Origin of the sequence: Syntrophorhabdus sp. (genome assembly GCA_012719415.1) — a bacterium.
GTDB lineage: Bacteria > Desulfobacterota > Syntrophorhabdia > Syntrophorhabdales > Syntrophorhabdaceae > Delta-02.
This window is the reverse complement of record JAAYAK010000272.1, coordinates 1-22083: the sequence shown is the minus strand read 5'-3', so window position 1 is coordinate 22083 and position 22083 is coordinate 1. Positions and strand designations below refer to the sequence as shown.

26 protein-coding genes are annotated in these 22083 nt (G+C 58.3%); 17 read left to right on the top strand and 9 right to left on the bottom strand.

Translation table 11 applies throughout. The features are described from left to right. Nucleotides 1–8 precede the first annotated feature (8 nt). From GXX82_16010 to GXX82_16000, 3 genes are all read left to right on the top strand, one after another. Nucleotides 9–290 carry a hypothetical protein gene (locus GXX82_16010; protein ID NLT24547.1) on the top strand — a complete coding sequence of 94 codons (282 nt, stop codon included), beginning with the start codon at nt 9–11 and terminating at the stop codon, nt 288–290. 90 nt (nt 291–380) lie between these two features. Then, entirely contained in the window at nt 381–1352 is a 972-nt protein-coding gene (locus tag GXX82_16005) for a TRC40/GET3/ArsA family transport-energizing ATPase (protein NLT24546.1), read from the top strand. A 15-nt stretch (nt 1353–1367) separates the two neighbouring features. Beyond that, on the top strand, nt 1368–2348 hold the full coding sequence (locus tag GXX82_16000; protein NLT24545.1) for an ArsA family ATPase: 981 nt from the start codon (nt 1368–1370) through the stop codon (nt 2346–2348). Between the two features lie 97 nt (nt 2349–2445). On the opposite strand, the gene GXX82_15995 is transcribed toward GXX82_16000, so the two are convergent. After that, entirely contained in the window at nt 2446–3663 is a 1218-nt protein-coding gene (locus GXX82_15995; protein ID NLT24544.1) for a methyl-accepting chemotaxis protein, read from the bottom strand. A 205-nt stretch (nt 3664–3868) separates the two neighbouring features. Here GXX82_15995 and GXX82_15990 point away from each other — a divergent pair, with 205 nt between their 5' ends. Together GXX82_15990 and GXX82_15985 are read left to right on the top strand one after the other, a co-directional pair. Further along, the gene (locus GXX82_15990) at nt 3869–4447 is read left to right on the top strand and encodes a DUF4234 domain-containing protein (protein NLT24543.1); all 579 of its coding nucleotides are present in this window, start codon (nt 3869–3871) and stop codon (nt 4445–4447) included. Next, entirely contained in the window at nt 4419–4850 is a 432-nt protein-coding gene (locus GXX82_15985; GenBank protein NLT24542.1) for a DUF2752 domain-containing protein, read from the top strand. Before GXX82_15990 ends, GXX82_15985 begins: the two co-directional genes overlap by 29 nt. 140 nt (nt 4851–4990) lie before the next feature. Here GXX82_15985 and GXX82_15980 read toward each other — a convergent pair whose 3' ends face one another. Both GXX82_15980 and GXX82_15975 read right to left on the bottom strand, forming a co-directional pair. Further along, on the bottom strand, nt 4991–5722 hold the full coding sequence (locus GXX82_15980; protein ID NLT24541.1) for a tRNA 2-thiocytidine(32) synthetase TtcA: 732 nt from the start codon (nt 5720–5722) through the stop codon (nt 4991–4993). Continuing rightward, on the bottom strand, nt 5719–6264 hold the full coding sequence (locus GXX82_15975; GenBank protein ID NLT24540.1) for a flavodoxin family protein: 546 nt from the start codon (nt 6262–6264) through the stop codon (nt 5719–5721). Before GXX82_15975 ends, GXX82_15980 begins: the two co-directional genes overlap by 4 nt. Nucleotides 6265–6666: 402 nt before the next feature. On the opposite strand from GXX82_15975, the gene GXX82_15970 reads away from it, so the two are divergent. The 3 genes from GXX82_15970 to GXX82_15960 all read left to right on the top strand — a co-directional run bounded on the left by GXX82_15970 (nt 6667) and on the right by GXX82_15960 (nt 8531). Next, a complete protein-coding gene (locus GXX82_15970; protein ID NLT24539.1) occupies nt 6667–7062 on the top strand; it encodes a DUF948 domain-containing protein in 396 nt (131 codons plus the stop codon). A 16-nt stretch (nt 7063–7078) separates the two neighbouring features. Continuing rightward, nucleotides 7079–7381, top strand: a complete 303-nt coding sequence (locus GXX82_15965) for a YtxH domain-containing protein (protein ID NLT24538.1) — start codon at nt 7079–7081, stop codon at nt 7379–7381. A gap of 79 nt (nt 7382–7460) precedes the next feature. After that, the gene (locus GXX82_15960; GenBank protein ID NLT24537.1) at nt 7461–8531 is read left to right on the top strand and encodes an AI-2E family transporter; all 1071 of its coding nucleotides are present in this window, start codon (nt 7461–7463) and stop codon (nt 8529–8531) included. A 245-nt stretch (nt 8532–8776) separates the two neighbouring features. Here the strand turns inward: GXX82_15960 and GXX82_15955 are convergent, their stop codons facing one another. Then, on the bottom strand, nt 8777–9853 hold the full coding sequence (locus tag GXX82_15955) for a radical SAM protein (GenBank protein ID NLT24536.1): 1077 nt from the start codon (nt 9851–9853) through the stop codon (nt 8777–8779). Nucleotides 9854–10302: 449 nt separating this feature from the next. After that, complete coding sequence (locus GXX82_15950; protein ID NLT24535.1) at nt 10303–10983, bottom strand: Crp/Fnr family transcriptional regulator; 681 nt, start codon at nt 10981–10983, stop codon at nt 10303–10305. A gap of 144 nt (nt 10984–11127) precedes the next feature. Here GXX82_15950 and purE point away from each other — a divergent pair, with 144 nt between their 5' ends. The 8 genes from purE (at nt 11128) to GXX82_15910 (ending at nt 18618) form a co-directional block, all read left to right on the top strand. Next, nucleotides 11128–11628 (top strand): 5-(carboxyamino)imidazole ribonucleotide mutase, encoded by a 501-nt coding sequence (purE, locus tag GXX82_15945; protein ID NLT24534.1) that lies wholly within the window; start codon nt 11128–11130, stop codon nt 11626–11628. Between the two features lie 30 nt (nt 11629–11658). Next, nucleotides 11659–12636, top strand: coding sequence for a P1 family peptidase (locus GXX82_15940; GenBank protein NLT24533.1), 978 nt, complete (start codon nt 11659–11661; stop codon nt 12634–12636). A gap of 13 nt (nt 12637–12649) precedes the next feature. Then, nucleotides 12650–13384 carry an NAD-dependent deacylase gene (locus tag GXX82_15935; protein NLT24532.1) on the top strand — a complete coding sequence of 245 codons (735 nt, stop codon included), beginning with the start codon at nt 12650–12652 and terminating at the stop codon, nt 13382–13384. A 15-nt stretch (nt 13385–13399) separates the two neighbouring features. Beyond that, nucleotides 13400–14515, top strand: a complete 1116-nt coding sequence (locus tag GXX82_15930; protein NLT24531.1) for a mannose-1-phosphate guanylyltransferase — start codon at nt 13400–13402, stop codon at nt 14513–14515. 123 nt (nt 14516–14638) lie between these two features. Then, entirely contained in the window at nt 14639–16171 is a 1533-nt protein-coding gene (locus tag GXX82_15925) for a YifB family Mg chelatase-like AAA ATPase (protein NLT24530.1), read from the top strand. A gap of 293 nt (nt 16172–16464) precedes the next feature. Further along, the gene (gene ychF / locus GXX82_15920) at nt 16465–17517 is read left to right on the top strand and encodes a redox-regulated ATPase YchF (protein ID NLT24529.1); all 1053 of its coding nucleotides are present in this window, start codon (nt 16465–16467) and stop codon (nt 17515–17517) included. Nucleotides 17518–17649: 132 nt separating this feature from the next. Further along, on the top strand, nt 17650–17925 hold the full coding sequence (locus tag GXX82_15915) for a TIGR04076 family protein (protein NLT24528.1): 276 nt from the start codon (nt 17650–17652) through the stop codon (nt 17923–17925). Between the two features lie 312 nt (nt 17926–18237). After that, nucleotides 18238–18618, top strand: coding sequence for a polymer-forming cytoskeletal protein (locus GXX82_15910; GenBank protein ID NLT24527.1), 381 nt, complete (start codon nt 18238–18240; stop codon nt 18616–18618). Here the strand turns inward: GXX82_15910 and GXX82_15905 are convergent. Together GXX82_15905 and GXX82_15900 are read right to left on the bottom strand one after the other, a co-directional pair. Then, nucleotides 18615–19610, bottom strand: coding sequence for a DUF697 domain-containing protein (locus tag GXX82_15905; GenBank protein NLT24526.1), 996 nt, complete (start codon nt 19608–19610; stop codon nt 18615–18617). The genes GXX82_15910 and GXX82_15905 overlap by 4 nt on opposite strands. Further along, nucleotides 19607–20050, bottom strand: a complete 444-nt coding sequence (locus tag GXX82_15900; protein ID NLT24525.1) for a (deoxy)nucleoside triphosphate pyrophosphohydrolase — start codon at nt 20048–20050, stop codon at nt 19607–19609. Before GXX82_15900 ends, GXX82_15905 begins: the two co-directional genes overlap by 4 nt. A gap of 136 nt (nt 20051–20186) precedes the next feature. Between GXX82_15900 and GXX82_15895 the strand changes: the two genes are divergently transcribed. Next, the gene (locus tag GXX82_15895; GenBank protein NLT24524.1) at nt 20187–20771 is read left to right on the top strand and encodes a hypothetical protein; all 585 of its coding nucleotides are present in this window, start codon (nt 20187–20189) and stop codon (nt 20769–20771) included. Nucleotides 20772–20903: 132 nt separating this feature from the next. Here GXX82_15895 and GXX82_15890 read toward each other — a convergent pair whose 3' ends face one another. Then, the gene (locus GXX82_15890; protein ID NLT24523.1) at nt 20904–21779 is read right to left on the bottom strand and encodes a YihY/virulence factor BrkB family protein; all 876 of its coding nucleotides are present in this window, start codon (nt 21777–21779) and stop codon (nt 20904–20906) included. Nucleotides 21780–21793: 14 nt separating this feature from the next. After that, nucleotides 21794–22083, bottom strand: a 290-nt coding sequence (locus GXX82_15885) for a hypothetical protein (GenBank protein ID NLT24522.1), incomplete at its 5' end; no start/stop codon positions are given.

The window sequence follows — 22083 nt, the reverse complement described above, 5'->3', positions numbered from 1 at the left end:
TAAGGAACATGGGTGAAAAAGAAGGAAAAGAGAAGAAGAAAGGTGGTTTCTTCGGGGCGGTGAAGGAGTTCGTCTACGGCGTCGCGGCACACGACTCCGCGCGTTTCGCCCTGAAATCGCGGGCAAGCATGGAGCACCTGTTCATCCTCATCACCATGGGTGACATGCTCGGGGTGCCTATCTTGCCGCCGTACTATTCGCTGAGGCTCCTGCCCTACGTTGTCCCCCAGATATCCACCTGGAAGCGCAGGATGCTCCGGGAGAAGGACCTGACGGACGCCCTGGCATGAGGCCTCGGCGGCAGATCGCATGGCACGCGAGCCTGTGTCGGATGAAGGCTTGAAGGATCCAGCATAACTCAAAACAAGGGGGTGGTTCCCATTTCACTGGCAAAAATATTCGAACAGTATCCGGACAGGCATTACATCATGTTCGGCGGCAAGGGAGGCCTGGGCAAGACCACGTTTTCCGCCGCAGCCGCCTACTACCTGGCGAAACAGGGGAAGAAGGTGCTCGTCTTTTCCGTCGATCCTCAGGCATCCTTAAGCGATATCTTCAAGAAGGATATCTTCGGCAAGGGCCCGACGGAGATCATGCCCAACCTGTACGCGCAGGAGATCGACGCGGACCACCGCGTCAGGGAATACCAGCAGGAGATCCGTCAGAAGATCCTCGACATGTACGGCATGGACAAGATACCCGAGGAGATCGAGAGCTACATCCAGGCCGCGGCCGCGGAGCCGGCCATGGAAGAGAGCGCCATCTTCGACGAGGTCGTCGACATCGTCGTCAAGGGCGGCTACGATTATTATATCTACGATCTCGTGCCCCTCGGCCACGCCCTCTACTATCTCAGCATGGCCTCCGTCTACGACGCCTGGATAGGGAAGATCACCGGTCTTCGCCAGCAGATGCGCGAGTACGACCAGGTGGCCGCGACGATACGCAGGGACAAGGACCTCGACGAGGACGCCATTCTCAATGAACTCCTCTACATCAAGGACCGCATCAACAAGTCATCGAGCATCCTGACGGACAAGCAGAAGACGGCGTTCTTCTTCGTCCTCACCCCCGAGGAGATGATCATCAACGACACCCTCAAGGCCGCCGACCTTTTCGCGAAGTTCGACGTGCCTTTAAGCGGCTACATCGTCAACAGGGTCCTCCCCGCCGAGCTGAAAGGGCAGAACATCCCCGACTATCTCAAGCATCGCATCGAGATGCAGGACCATTACCTGAAGGTGATCGACGAGGTCTTCAAGGACCAGATACACGCCTGGGTCCCCGAGATGGAACGGGACGTCACCGGTCTCGAGATGATCGAGAAGCTGTCAAACACCATGTTTGGTTAAGGGAGGGATTCTTCAATGGGCCAGATAACAACAAACATGACCAAGTTCATGCAGGACCATCCCGGTCTGAAATACATCTTCTTCGGCGGTAAGGGCGGCGTCGGCAAGACCGTCATGGCCGGGACCGCCGCGCTCTGGGCGGCAAAACAGGGGAAGAAGACCCTGCTGGCCTCCACCAACCCCGTCCATAGCCTGTCGAACCTCCTCGGGCAGGACGTCTTCGGCAAAACGGCCGTCGTCTGCGACGAGGCCCTCTGCCACGCCTTCGAGATAGACACGAAGGACACCATAGAGAGGTCCAAGCAGGAGATCAGGGAGAAGATAAACTGGTTCCTCAAGTTCGCAGACATCACGACCAAGGCCGATGAGTTCGTCGAGTCTGCGACGATGAACCCCGCCTTCGAGGAATCGGCCATGTTCGAGAACATGACGGACATCATGTTCAAGGACGAATACGACTTCTACGTTTTCGACACGGCTCCGACGGCCAACGCCCGCCGGCTGCTCGGCATGTCGAAGGTCTACTCGCTCTGGGTCGACAAGATGCTCAAGAGCAGGGAGGAAGCCAAGTCGCTCCGGGAGATGCTCTCCTTCTCCAAAAAGGAGGAGCAGGACCCTCTCATGGAGTACCTTCTGAGCTTCAAAGACAGGATGGCGCGGGCCCAGTCGCTGCTCACGGACAACGCCCTGACGGCGTTCTTCTTCGTGACATTGCCCGAAAGCCTCCCCATCGCCGTCATCACCCGCTTCATAAACTGGTTCCTCGAGTTCGGCATCCCCGTCGGCGGCGTCGTCGTCAATGGCATCATCCAGAAAGAACAGGTGGGCGCCGACGCGGCGGAGTTCGTCCACCATCGCGTCAAGATGCAGGACGAGCACATGGAAGAGATATGGAACATCTTCGGCGACGGGGTGAGGGCAACCATACCCCTGCTGGAGACCGAGGTGAAGGGCGGCCCCATGCTGAACAGAATGATAGGCCACCTCTTCACGTAGAAAAGACCGTTCCAGGCTTCAGGTTCCAGGTTTCAAGTCAAAGACCTTAGAATGTTCAACTTTCTTTAAGCCTGGAACGTGGAACCTGAAACCGTCTTCACTTTATCCTGAAGCTGCCCATCAGGTTCTGCAGTCGACCGGACAGTTCCAGGAGGCTCGATGCCGAAGCTGCCGTCACCTCCGAACTTGCCGAGGTCTCGTTCGTTACCGCGGCTATCTGGACGATTTCACGATTGATCTCTTCCGACGCGGCGGACATCTGTTCCGTCGCGGAGGCTATCTGTGTGACCATGGTCTGAAGGCCCTCGGCGCTGCTGACGATCTCCCCCAGCGACCCGCCCGTCCGTGAGACAAGCTCCACGCCGGCCCCGACCTTCACACCGGCCTCTTCCATGGCCCTCGTCGCGTTCTCGACCTCCGCGCGCATTCCGTCGATCGTCTGGCCGATCTCCAGGGTGGCGTCGGCCGTCTTTTCGGCAAGCTTCTTCACCTCTTCGGCGACGACAGCAAATCCCCTGCCCACCTCTCCCGCCCGCGCGGCCTCAATGGCGGCGTTGAGGGCCAGAAGGTTCGTCTGGTCGGCGATCTCGTTGATCAGCCCCACGATCTCACCGATCTGCTCAGATCGTCTCCCCAGCGATTCCACCATCTGGCCCGACCTTCTGACCACCTCGGCGATGCTCTTTACCTCCTCAATGGATCGGCTCACCACGTCGGCGCCGCTCCTGGCGATACTGACGGCCGTGCTCGCCGACGCAGCTATGTCGCTTGTGTTTCTCGCAATGTCGACGATGGTCTGCGCCATCTCCTCCGCCGATGAGGCAACCTGTGAGGACTTTGCCGCCTGCTGCGAGGAACCGTTGCTCATCTGGCCGGCATGGATGCTGAGCTGGCGGCTTTCACCTGTCATCTGGTCCGCCGCCTCCTTGACCTCGTGGACAACGGCCCGCCAGCGGAGGACCATGTTCTGCATCTCCTCCAGCAACAGGGCCGTCTCGTTGTCGCCGCGCACGCTTATGTCTACCGCCAGATTGCCTTCCGACAGCCGTCGCGCCGCTTCGACACACTCGCCGAGGGGCACCGTGAGTTTCCTGCGCATGTAGAAGAAAGACATGACGCTCACGGCAGTGATGAGTGTGACGGCGATGGCAGCCACAAAGAGCACAATACGGTTGAATGCCGCGAGAAAATCACTTTGCGGCATTCCCATGTAAAGAACGCCGAGGCAGGTCAGCGCCGTGATGATCACGGAGACGGTGATGACGCCGGAGATGAAAAGCATGAATTTGGTGCCGATCTTGAGACTTTTGATCATGGTTCACCCTTTCCAGATTATTGGTGTTTCGCTGAATGGCTCGTAAGGTGCGGTATCTAACTTGGTTTATCGTGATAATCACCTCAAACTTTAGACCATTCTCGAATATCACCCCCCATCGGGGGACTCATCGCGGCCCTCCACTCGCGCTTTACAATTCCCTGCACCGCTGGTACAATCGGGAAAACTCAGGAGGAGGTACATCATGCGCTGTGAGAGGTGCGGCAACGAAAGCCCCGAGGGATCACGATTCTGCATAAAATGCGGAAAGGAGTTCGGTGCCTCCGGCTCGGGGATAACCGTCTGTCCTCATTGCGGAATCCAGATCGCCCCCGGGTCCCTGTTTTGCTCCGCCTGCGGGAAGTCCATAGGCGCCCCGCAGGGGGAGGTGAACCAGGGGAGGATGTCTCAACCCCCTCTCTCCGAGCCCCCGTCGGGAACCCTCACATCGAACATCGCCCTCGATGTCATCCTCTCCGTCATAACCTGCGGGATCTACTGGTTCTTCTGGCAGGCCCGGCAGATGCGCGCCATCAATCACCTCCTCGGACAGGAGAGATACAGCTTCTGGCTCTGGTTCTTCCTGACGCTCATCACATGCGGTCTCTACCACATCTACTACGAGTACTACATGGCCCAGGGCATCGTGGAGGCCCAGGATTCACGCGGTTACTTGAGGTCCAAGGACCTGCCGGTCTTAAGCCTCATCCTTACGATAATCGGCCTCAACATCGTGACCGACGCGATACAGCAGAATGAGATCAACAAGTTTTTCGGCAAATAAGATGGACCACCACCTCATCCCCCGAAAGATGGCCTCAGCCTTTGCCCTTCTTCTTCTTGTCCTCGCCGTTGTGCACGCGACGGGCATCCTGCCCTTCGGCACGCTCGCGGGGGTCCTTCCCGTCTTCTGTCCCTTCGAGCTTCTCACGGGCATCCCCTGCCCCGGCTGCGGCATGACCCGCGCCATCCTCTGCCTCATCGCTGGCAACCCCTCCGACGCCCTCCTCTACAACCCCTTTTCCTTCTTCCTGATCGCCCTCGTCACGGCAAGCATCCTGCCGCGCCGCTGGCTGGAAAGGATACCGACAGGCATCCGGTCCGTCCTGCCGCGCGCCTACGCGGTCATCCTCGGCCTCGTCATCACCTTCTGGGTATTCGACAGGCTGCTGCCGGCACTGGGGTGAAGACGGTTTAAACCGCTTGAGCCGCTTGAGCCGCTTGAACGCTAAAAGCCAAAATCCCCATCATCCCGGGACCCCGTAGGACGGTATTTAAAGAAAGTTGTCTCTAAACGCTCAAGCGGCTCAAGCGGCTGCAACCGTCTTCATTTTGGTGCTTTTTCCGGCAGGTATTCCTGACGGATCTTGGCGAGGCTTCGGAAGATGTTCTTCTTCACGTTGCGGTTGTGTTTCTTGAGGTCGGCAACTATGCCTTTCATGAGGCTGCGCTTCGAGACGTCGCCGCGAGGGCATTCCGAGGCGATGACGGGCAGGTTAAGGATCGTCGCGAGACGGGTGAGCTCCTTCTCTTCCACGTAGGCGAGGGGGCGGATTATGGCCAGTTCGCCGTCGAACATCTCCTGGTAGGGCATCATGGTACCGATCTCGCCTTGAAAGAAGAGGTTGAGAAGCATCGTCTCGATGATGTCGTCCATGTGGTGGGCAAAGGCGATCTTGTTGGCCCCGATGTCCCCCGCGAGGTCGAAGACCGCCTTGCGCCTGTTCCAACTGCACCAGAAGCAGTCGAGGTTCTCGATGTCTCCCGTCCAGTCCCCGGGGGGGCTGGCGATGATGTAGGAAAGACCTTCCTTTTCGAAGTAGTCGGCGAGCACGTCCGCGTTGACCCAGGGGAAACCCATGTCCACGTGACAGGCGATGAGCTCGTAGTCGATGGGCACGAATTTGAGCCGCTCCTGCATGATCTTGAGAAGACACAGGCTGTCCTTGCCGCCGGAAACGGCCACGATGACCTTGTCCCCGTCGGAGATCATCTTGTAGTCCCAGATGGCCTTGCCCGTTTTCTTGGTGATAAAGTAGAAGGGGCCGCGGATGTTCATGCCAGCGATTCGGCGAGGGTCCTTGCCTTGTCTATGTACTCCTGTCTGACGCCTCCTTCCGTCTGGCAACCCGGCGCGTTGACCTGTCCCGCGTAGGCGACCTTGAGAAGGTCGAAGGTCTTCCGGAATATGTCGATCGCCGGACGGCAGGAGTCCATGTCCTCGTCGGCGAAGGTCGTCAGGGTGACGGCCTTCTTTCCCTCTATGCGGGACCCATAGCTCTCGTCCATGAAGGCGATGGACCGGTCCATGACGAGCTTGAGCTGCCCCGAGGGGCCGAACCAGTAGATCGGTGTCGCGTAAATGATGAGGTCCGATTCCATGATGTACTTGCGGACATCCTTCATGTCATCATTTATCTTGCAGACGCCCCCTGGCAGGCAGACATAACAGCCCTGGCAGGGCCGGATATTGAGGTCATTGAGATAGAGCATCCGTACACCCCAACCCCTGTCCTTCAACACGGCCGACATCGCCCGGGCCAGTTCTACGGTGTTGCCCTTCTTCCGGGGACTCCCGAAAAGGATAACCGCACTCTTCATCACATCCTCCTTGGAGACAGGTAATGGGTAATGAGCCGTGGGCGACAGGGACACGTGACCACAACCTGCTTTTTTGTTGCCTTATTATATGGACAGACGGTTTCAACTTTCAAGAAAAGAAGACCGTTTCAGGTTACCAGAGAAAGACCGTGAAAAGGGATGGGCTGTCAACACCTGTAAAGGTTTCTTATCTTTCCCTGGAACCTGGGACCGGTCTTTATCCCTGAAACGGTTCTCATGTCTCTTGCCTGAAACTTGAAACGTGGAACCTGAAACGGTTTTTTCTTTCCGAAACCTTGTCTTACGGTATCAGAGTGGTTATAATGTACAGAGTTCGTTCACGGGATAAGGCATAGCATACGTATCCTGCTCCGCGGTCGGTCCCGACAAAGAGGGGGTGTCATGAACAACATCTTTCTGGGTATCATAACCCTGGCGGCAGTTGTTCTCGTTGTGTACGTCGTTTATATGATACTGAATCTCAAGAGGACCATCGCCTCGCTGGAGAGGTTCGTGGAGACCACGGAAACGAGTCTCCGACCGGCGTTGGACGAGTTGCAGGCGACCTTGAAGAGCGTCAGGAAGATCACCGATGACGTCGGCACCCTGACGGACGATATCCGGTATCTCTCGGGCTCCGTGAGAAGTGTCGGAGAGGCCGTGGAACAGGTAAGCTTCGCGGTGAAGAACGCGGCTCAGGCGTCGGTCAGCGAAACACAGGGATTGAAAGCCGGGATCAAGGCGGGCATAGGTTATTTTCTGAGAAACGTCTGCGCAAAGGGCGGAACGCGGCAGTAAAAAAAGGAGGTAATGTATGGGACAGCAGGACAGCGGTTTCAGTGCGGGTACGGTTCTTCTCTCTTTCTTCATCGGCGGAATAATCGGCGCGGGCGTGGCACTGCTCACGGCGCCGAAGACGGGACAGGAAACGAGGAAGATGATCAAGGAATTCGCCGAGGACGCCAGAGACAGGGCCGAGGATTATGTGGGCCAGGTGAAGGGCAAGGCATCGGGCCTCGTCGACAGGGGCAAGGAACTCCTCGACAAGGAGAAGAACATCATCGGCAAGGCCGTGGAGGCCGGGAAGGAAGCTTACGAAAGAGAAAAACAGGGTTGAAGCGCCATCAATCTCTGACATCACTCATTAAGGCTGTCCCCCGGGGAGGGGACAGCCTTATGTCTTTTCGGGCGGACCAATGATCACGGGCAACAGGTTTTACGATCTCGTCCTCATCTTCATCGTCGCGGTGCTCGGGTACCTGACATACAGGATCCTCGACCCCTTTCTATCCCCCATCATGTGGGCTGTCGTCTTCTCTCTCGTCTTCTATCCTTTCTACGCCTTTATCCTGAGGTACGTGAGGTACAGGGCGGTCGCATCGGTGCTCACGCTCCTCGCCATCTTCCTTATCATCATCGGGCCTTTCTCCTATTTCGCCTATCTTCTGACCCTGGAGACGGTCTCTCTCGTGAACCGCCTCCAGGGAACCGAGAGCAACCTGCTCCAGAGCTTTCTCGGCCACCCGGTGGTCAACACCTTTGTCCAGAAACTCCTCGTTATCCTCCGCATGACGGAAGTGGAATTCTACGAAGCCGTCACCCACGGCATTCTCAACGTGGCCAAGGCATCCACGGGTCTCATAAAGACGGGTTTCGGCAATATCGTCACAGGCGGCATCAATTTCATTTTCATTTTCCTGTGCACCTTCTTCTTTCTCGAGGATGGTCCCGCCCTCATCGAAAAGCTGGAGAGCTTCATGCCCTTTTCCCAACGGCAGCGCTCGCGGCTCCTCCAGCAGACAAAGGACATCGTCATCTCCACCATCTATGGAGGTGTCGTCGTCGCCATGTCGCAGGCGATCATCGGCGGCATCACCTTTGCCCTTCTCGGCATCCACTCCCCCATGGTCTGGGGCCTTGCCATGTTCGTCTCGTCCTTCATTCCCGTGGTTGGCACCTTCATCGTCTGGGGCCCTATCGTCATCTATCTCTTCTTTCAGGCACAGTATCTGAAAGGTGTCATCCTCATTCTCGTCGGAGTTCTTGCGATAAGCTCCGTTGACAACATTCTGAGGCCGCTCATCATCAAGGGCAAGATGAAGATGCCCACGGTCGCCATATTCTTCGCCATCCTCGGGGGTATCAAGTTCTTCGGTTTCATAGGGTTCATCCTGGGCCCCCTCGTCCTCGCTCTCTTCATCTCCGTCTTCGAAATCTTCCGGTATTCCGAAGAGGAAAAATACAAGACGGAAAATAATGACCAATGACCAAATTCCAATAACCAGACAAACAGACAATAACCAATAACCAAAAACGATACAGGCAGTCCGTTGTGCCTTTCCCTTTGTTCAATTGGTTATTGGTAAATTGGTCATTATCCTTTTCATTGGTCATTGGAATTTGATTATTGGTTATTTTTGTTACCTTGGTTTGCTCCCGAGAGTCAGCATATGCGTTGCCGTAGATCTGTTTTGAACAGATGTGGGATGTCTCCGTTTCCCGGCCTTCAGCCTCAAACCTGAGGCCTGGAACCTGGAGCTGTTTCCAGGAAACACTGCGGGTCCTCCCCCAGAAAGTCCTTCCCGCCCCGGGAGAGGGAACAGGCGTATGCGATGGCCCGGCACCCGCGGCACCCCGCCCATCGGGCACAGGTGCGGCATTTCCCGCTGTAAGAGTCCCTGTCACGAAGGGCGGCGAGGACCTCCGAATTCGCCCACACCTCCCTGAGACCATCCTTCAGGATATTGCCGATGGGGATGCCTATCCTTCTGCAGGGTGTGAACGTCCCGTCGGGAAGCACTGTGATCCCCGATATCCCCGCCGCGCATCCCCCCAGGGCAGGCGCGTCGGGATCCATCCCGCCACGGCCGTCCGCGAGCTGTGCCGCCAGGGGGTCCCCCGTTGTGATCTCGAGGCCGGGGACGGCAAGTGAGAGTATCTCTTCGTAGAGCCTCCTCAACCTTTCCCTGCCAAGCATCCTGCCCGACAGGGCCGAACCCCTCCCGTAGGGCACGAGCCTCGAGAAACCGAGGCGCTGCACGCCTGCGCCGGCGGCGATCGCCACGATATCGGGAAAAGAATCCCCGTTCAATTCGGAGAGGGTCACGTTCATCGTGACCGTTATACCGGCATCGAGAAGGTGACCGATCCCCCGCATGGCGGCGGAAAAACTATTTTTTCCGCGAATCCTTTCGTGCAGTTCCTCCGGCCCCTCCACGCTCACCTGCACTCCCCGGACGGCAAGTTCGGCGAGCATCCGCGCCTTTGCCCCGTCCACAAGGGTCCCGTTGGTGAGCAGATAGGAGGCAAACCCATATCGGGATATACCCCGCAATATATCGGGAAGGTCTTTTCGAAGGAAGGGTTCGCCGCCGGTCACGTTGAAGCTCGGGGCGAAGGGTATCTCGTACGTCTCCGACCAGCTTCGGACGGTATCGGAAATGTCGGCGAGGCCCCTGCCGATCTCCTCGAGGGTCATTTCCTTCCCCGGGCTTCCCTCCTGGTAGCAGTGGGTACAGGCCAGGTTGCATCTCTCGGTCAGGTGCATCTGGACAAAGAAATCGAAGGCGTTCTCAGCGATGGACCTCATCGGCATCACCCAAAAGAAAGGCAGTAAGGACGGCATCCTGGCCCTCACTGCCTTTCACGCTCACGTTGCAGACCTGCAACGTCAACCCTTTCAGCTTTTTCACTTGTGGCATCTCTTCGTGGTGTCCTTTATGAGGGCCTTCTTGATGCCGTGCCAGAACGAGGCCTCCCTCTCGAGTGTCCTTTTTTCCGTCTCCTTCTTCATGTGCTTCTCACCTCCTTTTCCTCGTCGGATAAGAATCGTGAATCACATGCATGGAATTAATTATAGCAGGCTATAAGCAAAGGTCAACCCACCCCCGTTCCCGGGCAGGTCGCAGGTCGCAGGTCGCAGGTCGTCAAAGAAAGACGGTGGAGGGGGATCGGTTTTCAACACGATTGTTGACCCGGCAGAGGATCTTTTTGGCCTTTGAACCTGAGACTTGCGACCTGAGACTTGAGACAGTTCTTTTACAGTCCCTTCATCCCATCGGCAAGCGCCTGAAGGCCGTTGCGGTCGACTACGGTGATGCGTCGTCCCTGCATCGCGATGAGTCCCTGTCCCGCCATTTTCGCCGTGATGCGCGAAAGGGTCTCCGGTATGGTTCCGAGGAGGCTTGCCAGTTGGCCCTTCGATATCCCGAGCGATACCTGCGGCGAGCCTTCCCTTTCGGCAAGGAACAGGAGATACGCGGCAAGTCTCTGGGGAACCTCCTTGAGAGACAGGTCCTCCACGAGGCGGGTAAAATACTTGAGTCTCTGGGACAGGATGGCGAGCATGTTCATTATGATGGAGGGGTCGTCCCGGACAAGCTGCTGGAAGGCCTTTCGCGAAAAGAACATCACCTCGCTCTCCCTGATCGCCTCGGCATAGGCGGGAAAGGTGGTCTCCGAGAAAAGCGCCACCTCCGCGAAAGGTTCACCGGCCTCGATGATGTGCAGGATCTGCTCTTTTCCTTCCATCGAGAGCTTGTATATCTTCAGCCTTCCCGAAAGGAGGATATAGAAGCCTTCGGCGGGCTCCCCGTCTCTGAAGATGGTTTCGCCAGCACCGTAGGAGCGCCGAGGAAAGGCGCGGGACAGGCTTTCGAGCTGCCTGTCCGAAAGGCCCTCAAAAAGGGGAACCGCCTTCATCGTGTCCGTTCTCTGCATCTATGCTATTATGATTCGCATATTCGCGGGAAAAAGACAACGACCATCGGGGAAGAACGAACAAAACGGATGTATTCGCCCGCTAAAATGTGGTATTAGTTACAGATCATGGTGACAAGAAAGACCGGGGTTGGAGGGGCAGGTATGGAAAAACCAAAGGTTTTGGTCCTGCTCGGCAGCGACAGCGACCTCGCCATCATCGAGGAGGGGCTCGCCTTCCTCAAGAAAACGGGTGTTCCCTACATGATCGATATCTCGTCGGCACACCGGGACCCCGAGAAAACGGTGACCTACGCCAGGGGTGCCCGCGAGGATGGCATCGAGGTCATCATCGCCGTTGCGGGGATGGCCGCTCACCTGCCGGGCGTCATCGCCTCCCACACTACATTGCCCGTCATCGGGGTTCCTGCGAGCGGCGGCATCCTCAAGGGAAAGGACGCGCTCTATTCCATAGTCCAGATGCCCAAGGGAGTCCCCGTGGCTTCCGTCGGGATCGACGCCGGCAGGAACGCGGCGATACTGGCCTGCGAAATACTCTCCATCAAGTACGACTCCATTGCGAAGGCGCTGATAGAACTGAAGAAGGACCTCAAGCGGGAAAACGAGCAGAAATCCCTGAATATTCGGAACAAACTGGGCAATTGACACAAGCTCATCAGCGAAAGGTGATCATCCATGTTCAATTCCATAACTGATATTCCGGGCATCAAGGTGGGGCACGCCACCGACCTCACGGGTCGGACGGGGTGTACCGTCATACTCTGTGAAGAGGGCGCCGTTGCCGGGATCGATGTTCGCGGGAGCGCTTCCGGAACGCGGCAGGTGGACGCGCTCAACGTGGGCCACATCGTTGAGAAGGTGCACGCTATCCTCCTGTGCGGCGGAAGCTCCTTCGGCCTCGACGCGGCATCGGGCGTATCGCGCTACCTGGAGGAAAAGGGCGTTGGTTTCGATGTGGGGATAACCCGCATCCCCATAGTCCCCACGGCCGTCATCTTCGACCTTCTTTTCGGCGACCACAGGATCCGTCCCAACGCTCAGATGGGCTACGAGGCCTGTCTCAACGCCGGCGAAGAGGTCGCCGAAGGAAGCGTGGGCGCCGGGACGGGAGCGGTCGTCGGCAAGCTTTTCGAGATCTCCCGCGCCATGAAGGGCGGACTGGGGACATGCAGCGTCGCCATGCCCGACGGTCTCAAGGTGGGCGCCCTCGTTGTCGTCAACGCCTTCGGCGATATCATCGACAATGTGACGGGCAAGATCATAGCCGGTCTGAGAAAGTCCGGAGACAGTCTCGAATTCGCCAACACGACCAACTGTCTGAAGCAGGGCATTGTGAAGAAGCAGTTCGGGATCGTGAACACAACGCTCGGTGTTGTCGCCACGAATGCAAGCTTCACCAAGAGGGATATCACCAAGGTCGCGCAGATGGCCCAGGGGGGTCTCATAAAGACGATCAATCCCGTCCACACCACCTTCGACGGGGACCTTGTCTTCGCCCTCTCCCTGGGAGATATCGAGGCGGACATCAACAAGGTCGGCGTCCTCGCCGAGTTCGTCCTTTCCGAGGCCATCAAGAGGGCCATCAAGAAGGCGGACGGGTTCGGCGTCATCCCGGCCTTCAGGGACATCAACAAAGGCTGGAAAGCGGGCTGAGGTGGAGGGCAAAATGGAAGACTCTGGCGCGATAGCGGACATCATCAGGGAGCGAAAATATGTCGTGGCCTTCACCGGCGCCGGGATATCCGTTGATGCCGGCATACCGGCCTTCCGCGGCGGCCAGGGCCTGTGGGAGAAGTACGACCCCATGGAGTATGCCGAGATAAGCTCCTTCGTGAGCAAACCAGAGAAGGTCTGGGTGATGCTGCGGGAGATGGCAGAGGTGGTATTCGCGTCGGCCCCCTCCGAGGCGCACCGCGCCCTGGGCAGGCTCGAAGAGATGGGTTACCTGAAGGCGGTCATCACCCAGAACGTGGACGGCCTCCACCAGGAGGCCGGCAACAGCAACGTCATCGAGTACCACGGCAATCACCGGTGGCTCGTATGCATGCACTGCCACACGCGCCTGCCCTTCACGCCGGACGCAGCCACCGTCCACCCCTATCCGCGGTGCGACAGGTGCGGCGCGGCCCTGAAACCCGATGTCGTCTTCTTCGGCGAGGGCATTCCCATGATGGAGATGGCGAGGGCCAATGAAGAGGCGAACACGTGCAAGGTCATGCTCATCATAGGCACGTCGGGCGTCGTCTACCCCGCCGCCGACATACCCTATCGCGCGAAATCGAAGGGTGCCGTCATCGTGGAGATAAACGTCGAAAGGACGCCTTTCACCTCATCCATCACGGACCATTTTCTCAAGGGCACGGCTTCGGAGATCCTCCCCGAGATACTCAAACACCTTTGAAAGGGTTGGCGCGCCATGAAAAGGAAAGAGACAGCGGCAGGAAAAGGAACATCCCGAAAGAGAAGGGCTTCTGACAACACGTACTTCGTGATAATGGCGGGAGGCAAGGGAGAGCGTTTCTGGCCTCAGAGCACCGGACTCGTGCCCAAACCCTTCGTCTCCATCACCGGGAAGAAGACGCTCATAGAGCTCACTGTCGAGAGGGCCCGCAGGGTAGTTCCCCTTGACCGCATCTTCGTGGTGCTCGGCAGGGAGCATCTTCCGGCGGCGAAGAAGTGTCTCCCCCGTTTGTCTCACGGCAATTTCATCATCGAGCCCGTCGGCCGGGACACCGCACCCTGCGTGGGATTGGCAGCCATGATGCTGCACGGGCGTGACCCCGATGCCGTCATGGTCGTTCTGCCTTCCGATCACTACGTCCCCGACACTGCCGCTTTTTCCCGCTGCATCCGGGAAACGGTGAAGGCTGCCTGCCGCGGCGACCACCTTGTCACCATCGGTGTCCCTCCCGCCCGGCCGGAGACGGGATACGGCTACATCAAGACAGGCAGGAAGATCTCGGCACCGCGGGATGCTGATTGCTTCGAGGTGGCCCGCTACGTCGAGAAGCCAGATCTGCCGAAGGCCCGCCGCTACCTCAGGGATGGCGCTTACTTCTGGAACGCCGGCATCTTCGTCTGGCGCGCCCGCGTTCTCCTCGAAGGGCTAAAGCATCATATGCCCGACCTCCACTCCGGCCTCCTCAGGTTCCGAAAGACCCTTGCCGCAGGCGACACGCACGCCGCGGACGCCATATTCGCCAGCCTCCCGAGGCTGTCGATCGACTACGGCCTGATGGAAAAAGCAAAGAACGTTCTCATGGTTCCAGCCCTTTTCACATGGGATGACGTCGGTACCTGGACCTCCCTTCTGCGCGTCCTCCCCAGGGACACCACAGGGAACATCCTTCGTGGAAAGACCTTTTCCGTCGACACCACCAACTGCGTCATTCTCACAGATGCCACGCCCGTCGCCACCCTCGGCGTCTCCGACCTCGTCATAGTCGCCTCAAAGAACGGCATCCTCATCTGCGACGCCTCCCGGGCCCAGGAAGTCCGGCAGATAGCGAAGGCGCTCGGGAAGAAACAGTAAAGACCGTATCACGCCCCTGCCAGGTTGCCGGCAATTCGCACTTTTCCGCGCACTTTATGTTTCACGAGAAGTAATACATGGTAGCGGACGCTTTCGTCCGCATATCATGGAAGGAGGTATGCTGTGATCGCACGCATTCCCACTGCTACCGTTTACGGGATCGACGGGATAAAGATCGATGTGGAGGTGGATATCGCCTACGGACTGCCGGCGTTCACTATCGTCGGACTGCCCGAGGCCTCGGTGAAGGAGAGCAAGGAGCGGGTCAGGTCCGCCATAAAGAATGCCGGCTTCGAGTTCCCCGGGGACCGCATAACCGTCAATCTCGCCCCTGCCGATGTCCGCAAGGAAGGCTCGTCCTTCGACCTGCCCATCGCCGTCGGCATCCTCGCCGCCATGGGGGCCCTGAAAATGGAGGCGCTCGAAGGCCATCTCATAGCGGGCGAGCTTTCCCTCGACGGGTCCGTGAAACCCGTCCGGGGTATTCTCCCCGTGGCCCTTCTCACCCGGCAGGAAGGCATGGGCGCCATCGTCGTTCCCGTGGGCAACGGCAGGGAAGCCTCCGTGGTGAGGGACATCACCGTCCTCGGGGCCGACCATCTCCTCCAGATCTTCCACTACTTCAAGGGAGAGGGGGAACTCCTCACCTTCGCGGGGAACGAGTGTGACATGGGGGGCGCCGCGGCATGCGACGACGTTGATTTCTCCGACATCAGGGACCAGGGGCAAGCCAAGAGGGCCCTCGAGGTGGCAGCCGCCGGGGCACACAATATCCTCATGGTCGGACCTCCCGGATCGGGCAAGACCATGCTTTCGCGCTGTCTCCCCACCATCATGCCGCGTCTCGGCTACGCCGAGGCCGTGGAGACCACGAAGATCCACTCCATTGCGGGCCTTCTGGGCCCCGACAAGGCCCTCATAACCACACGGCCGTTCCGCTCCCCACATCACAGCATATCCGATGCCGGCCTCATCGGGGGCGGACACATTCCGCGGCCCGGCGAGGTCAGTCTCGCCCACAACGGCGTCCTCTTCCTCGACGAGTTCCCCGAGTTCCACCGCCACGTCCTCGACGCCCTGCGTCAGCCCCTGGAAGATGGTAACGTCACAATCTCCCGCGTGAACCACGCTATCACCTTCCCTGCCAGGTTCATGCTCGTCGCGGCCATGAATCCCTGTCCCTGCGGACACTTCGGCGACCCCAAACGCTCCTGCACCTGCACGGCCTCCCAGATCTACAAGTACCGGTCCCGCATATCCGGCCCCCTTCTCGACAGGATAGACATTCACATAGAGGTCCCTCCCGTCAACATCGGGGAACTATCCCGCGACCGCCCCGAAGAACCCTCCGCCGCCATCCGCGAAAGGGTTGCCGGGGCCCGCACCGTCCAGATACACCGTTTCAACGGGAAAAACATCCACGCCAACGCCCAGATGTCCGCCCGAACCATACGCAAACACTGCCGCCTCGACCCTCCCGCCCTGACAATGCTCGAAGCCGCGGTCGACAAATGGGCCCTCTCACCCCGTGCCTACCACCGCATCCTCAAGGTGGCCCGCACAATAGCCGACCTCGACGCAAGCGAAGCCATAGCCGAGACACATGTGGCGGAAGCGATCAGATACCGCGCGCTCGACAAGAGACTGGTAACGTAGACGGGCTCACGGGTCTGCGCTGACGCGCAAACGAGCATACGGGGTAAAGACAAACGGGAACAGGAGAAGACGGAACAGGACCGTCTCCCCCTGTTCCCGTTTGTCCGCAGGGCTGGCCCGAGCACGTCTTTCCCCGTGTGCCTGTGTGCGTGGCTGTTTCCTTTTAACGCCCGTTACAGTATAATAATGACGCAGGTTAGCATTACGGGCGTTCAAGGTCAGCGGTACAATCCCATGACAACCGGTGGTCGGGCCGCGGTGGCTTCCTGAGATATGAGACAGGGGAGAAGAGGATGTACATTTCCGTCATTGGGCCGGCGCTCTCCGGCAAGACCACGCTTTTCCAGGCCTTAAGCGGCGTTCAGAGCGCGCGGGGGTTCTCCGACGGGGACAACATCATCTCCATCGACGTTCCCGACGCGCGCGTTGACGAGCTGTCGAGGATCTACAGACCGAAGAAGACCACCTACGCGCGGATAGAGCTTGCCGACACCGTCGCCATATCGGAGGGCAACGTCAAGGATTCCACCATAAACGCGAAGACCCTGCAGAAGATGCGCATGAGCGACGCCTTCATCCTTACCCTGAATGGTTTTGAGGGGGCCACGGCGGCGGAACAGGAGAAAGAATTCAACGCCATAATGAGCGAGTTCATCCTGGCCGACATGATCCTCATCGAAGGACGCATCGAGCGTATCAAAAAGCAGGCCGGGAAGAAGGAGAATACGGCGCTTCTCCTGGAGGAAAAGCTCCTTGAGCAATGCCTCGCCCACGTGGGTGAAGGCAAACCGCTGAGGACCCTCGAACTCCCGGCTGGCGACGAAAAGGCGCTCAGGGGTTTCAGGTTCCTTTCCCAAAAACCCATGATGATCGCCGTCAACTGCTCCGAGGACGCCATAGGCGGGACGGCCGGCCAAGAGGGGGGAACCGGGAAGATGGAGGGCTGCCCCGTCATCCACGTCTGCGCCAGCCTGGAGTGCGAGCTGGCCATGATGGAGGACGAGGAGCGCGCCGCCTTCATGGAGGAGTTCTCCGTCAAGGAATCCATCAGGGGCCGCATGATACGCCTTGCCTTCGACACCCTGGGCCTTATCTCCTTTCTCACCGTGGGAGATGATGAATGCCGGGCGTGGCCGATCCGCAGGGGAATCAACGCCCAGGAGGCGGCCGGGGCCATCCACACGGACCTGGCTTCCAAATTCATCCGCGCCGAGACCGTCTCCTACGCTGATTTCATGAAATACGGCGGCATGGCCGAGTGCAAGAAGGCCGGGGTCTGGCGCCTCGAGGGCAAGACATACATCGTTGAGGACGGGGACATCATCTCCATACGGGCCGGAGCCTGAGGACCCCGGAACGTTTCCTCCCTCAGGCGCGTTCACTAACCGTTGCGTATTTCCGGAATATCTGTATGATAGGTAATAAGGCATTCCGATCGAATGAGGCAGGCCATACCATGAGGAAGGAGGTCGATCCATATGGCAAAGGATCCTGGCATCGGGTACAGGGTAACGGCAACCGTCGTCGAGACGAAGGGAAGCTGCAGCGCCGGCCATAGGCCGGGCGACACCTTCGAGCTGAGCTGTCACAACCCCGCCGGTCTGTGCGGTTTCTTCTACCACAGCATCTTCCCCGAACTGCAAACGTTCCAGTTCGGCGGCAGTCTCCCCTGGTGGAACGGCGACAGGATAGAGGTCCAGTGCCCCGACGCCGCCAACGTGGTCACCCTGGAATTGGAAAGGAAGAAAAGGTGAAGACGGTCACAGGTAAAAAACGTCGCACGTCACAGGTCTCACGTCACAGGTCTAAAGGCGAAAAGGTTTGCTGCCGGGTCGACAGTTCTGTTGACATGCCATGTGCACTTTCGCGGTCTCTTTTTTGCCACCTGTGACCCGCGACCTGCGACGTGTGACCTGCGACATGCGACATGCGACGGTCTCCGCCGTCGAGGAGATTTAATTTCGCGTTTTTCGGCAACATCTGGTAAGATATACGCTCACAATGTACAACCTTCCCGTCAGGCAGGGGAAATAGAGTAGAAAATACATGAACGGAAAGAGGAAAGAATGGCGTACGTAGCTTCAACCGCTTCAAGCAAGGATGAAAAGGCCGGAACGGTGTTTGCCAGCGATCTCGAGGTCCAGGGGACGGTCACGTTCAAGAGTTCGCTCATGATCGAAGGTGTTTTCTCGGGTGAGATCATCTCCGAAGGCGTCCTGACCGTGGGACCATCCGCGAAGGTCACCGCCACCATACGGACGAAGACCCTCGTGTCCCGCGGCGAGATCAACGGCGATGTCTACGCCGACGAGCAGGTCGTGCTGGAAGAGACGGCCGTCCATAACGGCAATATCACCTCTCCCGGCATCGTCATCGAGAGGGGATCGACCTTCAATGGTTCATGTTCGATGAAGAAAGCAGGCGCGGGGAATACAGGCAGTTTCTAGGGCGGAGCGCTTTTCGGCCCCTCGCCGCCCAGTCTCATCCAGATCCTCTTCGCGTAGGTCCCGATATCGTCGATGGCAGTCCCCAGTCTGTTCTTCGACGACGTCCATATCGCGTCGTACACCTTCTTTGTCCCCTCGGTCACGATGGAACCCAGCATTTTTGTCGCCTCCAAAGTTGCCTGGCGGCGGACTGTCCGTTTCGTCGGCACGACAAGGGATCTGCAATACTGTTTTGTTATCGCCCCCACCCTCAGGGTGAGAAATGCATTGGATGACCCGGATATGACGGAGCTGATGAGTATCATGCTCGCCACCTGAAAACCGGGTATCGCCCCCGCGGCGGATCCAAGAACCCCCGTCAGTATGGGCTGGACGATCCCGGTAAGGTCCATGTCTTCCACCTCGCTGGCAAAAAAGACCATAACGGCAACATTCGCGTAAAGATAGAGAAGGTTGCGGATGGTAGGACGCTGATAGTAGATGCGGGCAATGTCAAAAACCAGTTTCGACTGGGCAAAAAGCACGATGAGGCCGTCGAGCTTGCCGTTCTGAGATATGGCCGTTGTGACGAATATTCGACCCGCGGCCGCTTTCATGATGTCATCAGCCTTCTTGCCAAGCTCCCCCAGGGCGTTCTCCACGTCCTCCCGTGAGGCCGTAACGGTCCTGCCGACGTGAGGGTTTCGCCCGAGCCTCCTGGCCACCTCCCCGAGATACCGTGGAAATTCAGGCGAGATCTCGCTGCGGGGTGGGACAAGAGGCGCCGGCATCGTGAAGAAGAGGTACACGGGCACGATGACGCACAGGGCATAGAAGACTACGAGGACCCACAGAACAACGTCACCCACAAGCGGATGGACGCGGTCCCCCAGCGCGACGAGAGAAACTGTCTGGTTGATCATGAAGATGATGAAGAGGACGAGGACCAGTGCGGCGCCTGCCACCAGTACTCTCGTCGCTGTCTTGCGCATGCCATCCTGCCTTTCGGTCATTTCGCCTCGTCACGCCTTCCGTGAAGACCGACCAACTTCTCCACCACGGGCCTGTCCGCATCGGGGAAATCGTAGCCGGCAAGTTCTGTCGGTCTCACCCATCGTATCTCTTCGTGGTCGTTGAGGCAAAACGTGCCCGAGATAACCGTCGCCCTGTATGCCAGCAGCCTCACCGTCCATCCCGGGGTGTAATCGGCCGTGGCTGAGCAGAAAAGCTCTCCCACTTCGACGTCGAGGTCCAGTTCTTCCCGAAGCTCCCGCCTCAAACATTCCTCCGGCGTTTCTCCCTTCTCGAGGGTGCCGCCGGGAAACTCCCAGTTCCCGGCAAAACGCTTGCCTCGCTTCCGTTTCCCGATGAGAACGAGTCCGTCCTTCTCGATCACCGCCGCGGTGACCACCTGAGGTGAAGGCTTCTTCTGTGTACCGGCCACGGGTGTCATGAAGCTACCATATCACGGGAAGGGACCGGATACAAGCCGGGTGCCCATACCACCCCCCTGCGGTATGTCGCTGACAAGAAAACGTTCCTATGCTATATAACATGCAAGACAACAAAATAACGGAGGAGGAGAGCACATGGAAGAGCGAGAGATGACTGAACGCATATGCAACCTGTTCGAAGAGACAGTACCGATCCTGAACGACATATACAGGGGTTTCGTAAAGCAAAAGATCAACCTCCTCAGGGAGAGCCGGACGAAGTTCAGGGATTCCCTGAAAGAGCGTCTTCCCGGGATAGAGAAGCTCGTGGAACAGAAGGAGAAGACCGGGGCCGAACAGAAGTTCCTGATGGCCCTTCCCCACCTCCAGCGTGTCGCCCTGGCACTCGACAGTCTTCTCGACAAGATGGAGATAAAGGTCGAGTCCAACATACTCTTCACGGACAAGGCCCTTGATGAGATAAAGCAGCTCATGGTCGCCGTCGGGGCTGAATTCACGGATGTGAAGGACTACTGCTTCACGAAGAACCCCGTGCTGAAGAACCAGATACAGAGCAATCTGGACAAGGTCACGAAGATGATAGACGAATTCGACCACGTCCACCAGAATCGTCTCATAACGGGCGTGTGCATGCCGCAGGCCTCGTATCTCTACATCGATATGACAGACTCCCTCAAAAGAATGTCGAGAGAGCTTGCCGCCTTCGCCAACAACGTCTGAACCCGCATTTTCCCCGCTCTCCAGGTCCCCGGGGACAACCCCCGGGGGCAGGATGTGGGACAGCCCTCCTGAATCCTCGCACCGGGCCATGTCCGGTCTGCCCCTGAACGGAGGACGTCCTGGCAACACCCGTCAGGCCGCCGCTGCCGGCAGGGCCTTCCGTTCCTTTTCCAGGAGATAGAGCAACTCGCCTCCAACAACAAAGATCGTTGCGGAATAGTAAATCCACAGGACAAAGACGACGAGGGTGCTCAAGGAACCGTAAAAGAGCGAGTATTGGGCTATGTTGCCGACATACCACGCGAAAAGGTGCTTTGCCGCCTCCCAGAACAGACTCGTGAAGAGGGCGACCTTGAGGGTGGACCTGAAGCATATCACCTCGTCGGGGATCACCTTGTAGACCAGGCAGAACACGCAAAAGGTGAGAAAGAAGGGAAGCAGGTACCTCAACGTCACCTGGATGGCAGGCCGGGCAAGGACGAGGAACGAGCCCGCATGGCCCTGCAGGAGGGCGAAGAGGGAGCTAAGGGCCATGTTCATGAGAAAAAGGGTCCCCACCGCGCCGACCATGAGAAGGTCGACGCTGAAGGCATGTATGATCCCGCGTGGCCTTGCCACCTTGAAAACGATATTGAGGGCCACCCGGAGAGAAGCGAAGAACCATGTGGAGAACCATACCGATCCGGCAAACCCGAGAAGACCCAGCGCCTGACGCCTCGCGATGACGTCCATGAGGTTGCTCATGATCTTCGGGTCCATCGTCGGCGCGGCGTTCTTCAGATAGACGCGTATGTGGGCAAGCACTTCCTGGTCGCTGTGAAGATAGCTCCCCACCGCGGCCAGAACGAGGAACATGAAGGGTATCAGGGTGATGAAGATGTTGAAGGTGACACCCGACGACAGGAAGAAACCGTTGTCATCATAGAACCTCACCAGGGCCTGCCAGAGAAGGCCCAGGGCCTTGCCCGTCCTTCGCAGAAGTCTCCCTATCCTTGCGTGTCTTTCCATGGCGGTCCGGAGGGTCAGATGTCCTTCACTTTCACGTTTCCCGCCGAATTGCCGGCGGCATCGGATATGGCCTTCAGGCAGAGAGAGATCTTCTCCGCCTCTTCAGACCCCGCGGGAGGCAAGACTTCACCGCGCTGCTCATACGCGTCGAGAACGTCCCTCAAGGTCATATCCTCTATCGACCTGGCCGGCTGGAACGCAAAGTCGCCCCGCCGTCCCGTCGCCACCTCGACGACGAGGCCAGCGGTCCCGAGCTCCGCGAGAAGCTGCTGCACGAGCTTGACGGGAATCTCCAGTTCCACTG